The 2,827-nt window shown below is 26.2% G+C and carries 4 protein-coding genes; 2 read left to right on the forward strand and 2 right to left on the reverse strand.

The window, feature by feature from the left end; all coding sequences use genetic code 11:
* The first annotated feature begins 21 nt into the window (after nt 1-21).
* Both ACMUOV_RS06125 and ACMUOV_RS06130 read left to right on the forward strand, forming a co-directional pair.
* The gene (locus ACMUOV_RS06125; protein WP_413854225.1) at nt 22-204 is read left to right on the forward strand and encodes a hypothetical protein; all 183 of its coding nucleotides are present in this window, start codon (nt 22-24) and stop codon (nt 202-204) included.
* Nucleotides 179-811, forward strand: a complete 633-nt coding sequence (locus ACMUOV_RS06130; RefSeq protein ID WP_413854226.1) for an Abi family protein — start codon at nt 179-181, stop codon at nt 809-811. The genes ACMUOV_RS06125 and ACMUOV_RS06130 overlap by 26 nt, the downstream gene beginning before the upstream one ends.
* Here ACMUOV_RS06130 and ACMUOV_RS06135 read toward each other — a convergent pair.
* Together ACMUOV_RS06135 and ACMUOV_RS06140 are read right to left on the reverse strand one after the other, a co-directional pair.
* A complete protein-coding gene (locus ACMUOV_RS06135) occupies nt 800-2,185 on the reverse strand; it encodes an ATP-dependent DNA helicase (RefSeq protein WP_413854227.1) in 1,386 nt (461 codons plus the stop codon). The two genes, ACMUOV_RS06130 and ACMUOV_RS06135, sit on opposite strands and share 12 nt — an antisense overlap.
* Nucleotides 2,186-2,312: 127 nt before the next feature.
* The coding region (locus ACMUOV_RS06140; protein WP_413854228.1) for a hypothetical protein at nt 2,313-2,827 on the reverse strand (515 nt) is incomplete at its 5' end.

The following is a 2,827-nucleotide window of genomic DNA, read 5'->3' on the forward strand; positions in this document are numbered from 1 at the left end:
TAAAAGTATAAGGGTAATTAAATGGAAACAATACCTTACGATAAAGTTGTTTTAAATGAAGAATCAAAAATAGAACAGCTGAAGAAATACAATGTTAATTTTGATAATGCTGACATGGATTTTGCAAAACAATTTTTAAAAGTGGAATCTTTTTCTTTCGTTTTGGAATATGCAAAATATGCAAAAAAAAGAAATTACATTTGATGACCTTGTTGATATATTTTATAAAGACAGAGAACTTAGAAATATTATGTTTTCAATAATAGATGTTATTGAAATACATTTAAAAACAATATCCGCGGAACTTCTTACTACAAAAGATCCGTTTTTTTATAAAAACTCTCCGGAAAGTTATTTTGAAGAATCATATATAAAACCAATTACGGAAATAATAGAAACTTCTGTTCGTAAAAACATAATAAATTCTACGGAAGAACATATTGCTTATTATAAAAAATATAAAGAATTCCCCTACATCCCTTTCTGGTCACTAATAAAATATTTGTCTTTAGGTGAAGTATATACTTTATATTCGGGATTAAATCCTTTTTTACAGGCAAGTATTTGTAAAAACTATAAAATGAACACAAAAACTTTCGCTGCATGGTTAAAAGATTTATCTCTTGTCAGAAACTTGTGTGCCCATAACCAAAGGTTATGGAAAAGGAACTTTACTTTCTGTAATGAAGAATTGGATATCAAACAACTCATTGAAAAATTAATACATTTTTTAAATAACGAACCATACAAAAGACCTAACGAAAAATTTTTGGAAAATTTACAATCAAGACTCGACAGTTTACTGGGATAATTTTTCCATTTTTAATTTGTTTTGCAATGCAAGTAACTTTTCTATTTTAGTATCTATCATAACATCTTTTGCTTGTATTTCTTTTATTAAAGATATTCCGGATAAAGATCTGCATCTGCTTAGTGCAACATATACTTGTCTGGTAGCAAAAGCACCTGTCCCTAAATCTATTGTGAGAGTATCAAATGTTTGTCCTTGACTTTTATGTATTGTTACTGCCCATGCAAGTTTTATAGGGAATTGCTCTATATAACCAACTTCTACTTTTTCATATTCTTGTTTTTCTTTATTCCATACATATTTATATTTTGACCATTTAGTTCGCTCAATCTCAACTATATTACCTTTATTAAGTTGTATAGTAAGTTTCTTCACAAGACTAATATTTTTTTTAGTCCACAATTCTGTTTGAATATTTACTATTTTACCTATAGAGCCATTAACATATTTTTGGTTAGGATCATTAGTTAATAGCATAACTTTAGCTCCTACTTTTAATTTTAAAACTTTAGGAACAGGCATACTGTAATAGCCATCTTCTGGCTCTATCTTGGCTTTTGATATATATTCCGACGAATTAATTTTAGCGAGTTTAAACGAATTATATTCATCTGCTTTTTTATTCGTTGTAACTAATTTAATTTGTGAATTAGTATTATTGTTGTTTACACTTTGTTTATTCAATACATTTAATTGTTCTTGAGATATATTATTTATTCTAATTGAATTTAAAATATCAATAAATTGTTTGTCTTTTTGTCTAAATATTTCAGTAAATTCTATTATGTGCAAATATTTTTTTCTTAAAGCATAAGAACTTAAAAAACATGTAGAGTCATATTTTCTATGTTTGCTCTCATCGTTTATCATATCTATTATTTCATCATCTGTTTCAACCATATCTTTACTATATTTTTCTTGTTCCTTATCATCTGCTACAACTGGTGGTAATTGGTATAAATCGCCTATAAAAACCATTTGTACACCTGCAAAAGGTATATTTTCTCTTTCTTTGTTTTTTATATTGTTTTTTAAAAACAAATCTATTCTGTCTAATAAATCTGCTTTTAACATTGATGCTTCATCTATAATTATAGTATTTAATTTTTGGTATGTTTCTATAGGAACCTTGTCATTAGTTAATGGTTTATTTTCAGGTTTCCAGCAAAAAAATCTATGAATTGTTGAACCTTCGGCATTTATTGCCGCAACTCCCGTTGGTGCAAGAACTACATATTTTTTCCTTTTAGCAGACAATTCTTTAATTATTTGTCTTAGAAATGTAGTTTTACCTGTTCCGGCTTTACCGGTTATAAAGATATTATCATTTGTTTCTAAAATAATTTTTCTTGCTGATTCTTGTTCTTTGTTCATTAAAAGCCTACTTTTGATACAAAAAAGCTTTACGGGCTATTTTTTGTTTGGTATTCTTTTCTGAACCAAATGGTAAATATCAGCCATATCATTCTAAAGTTTTTTTATTTATTAAACTCATTATTTTTTAAATTGGAGTAGATGTTCTTATTTCATATTTATCTCTAACATTTTTCATTATATATGATTGTAATCCTTTACCTTCTAATGCAAGTTTTTTCATCTTTTCTATATTTTCTTTACCAGCAATTTTATAAGTATATGTATAGGTATTGTATATATAACTACTACTAAAATAAACTCTCACAAAATTGGCTCCCGTTTCATAAGCAACTATAGTGGAATTACCTTCCTTATTAGCATATTTTGTATATCCGCATGTAAAATTTTTCATTTCAAAAAAAAGTTTTATTTGTTCAGTATATTTATTATCTCTATTCCAACAATTATCATTTTTTACAATTTCTAAATCTGTTCCTATATCCAATAATTTTCCAAAAGAAATATAATGTTTTTGTTCTACAGATATTTTTAATATTTCTTCTTTATATCTTTTTATTTCTTTCAATAAAAAACTTACTTCTTCATAATAAAAAGCATCATAAGAATAATCTTCTAACCAATCGTCTATTTGCTTTTCTA

The organism is Candidatus Ruminimicrobium bovinum (assembly GCF_902760015.1).
Lineage (GTDB): Bacteria > Elusimicrobiota > Endomicrobiia > Endomicrobiales > Endomicrobiaceae > Ruminimicrobium > Ruminimicrobium bovinum.

What these genes read in the sequence shown, in the direction of transcription:
- ACMUOV_RS06125 (WP_413854225.1), top strand. Translation starts at nt 22, where the DNA reads ATGGAAACAATACCTTACGATAAAGTTGTTTTAAATGAAGAATCAAAA.
- ACMUOV_RS06130 (WP_413854226.1), top strand. Translation starts at nt 179, where the DNA reads ATGCAAAAAAAAGAAATTACATTTGATGACCTTGTTGATATATTTTAT.
- ACMUOV_RS06135 (WP_413854227.1), bottom strand. Translation starts at nt 2,185, where the DNA reads ATGAACAAAGAACAAGAATCAGCAAGAAAAATTATTTTAGAAACAAAT.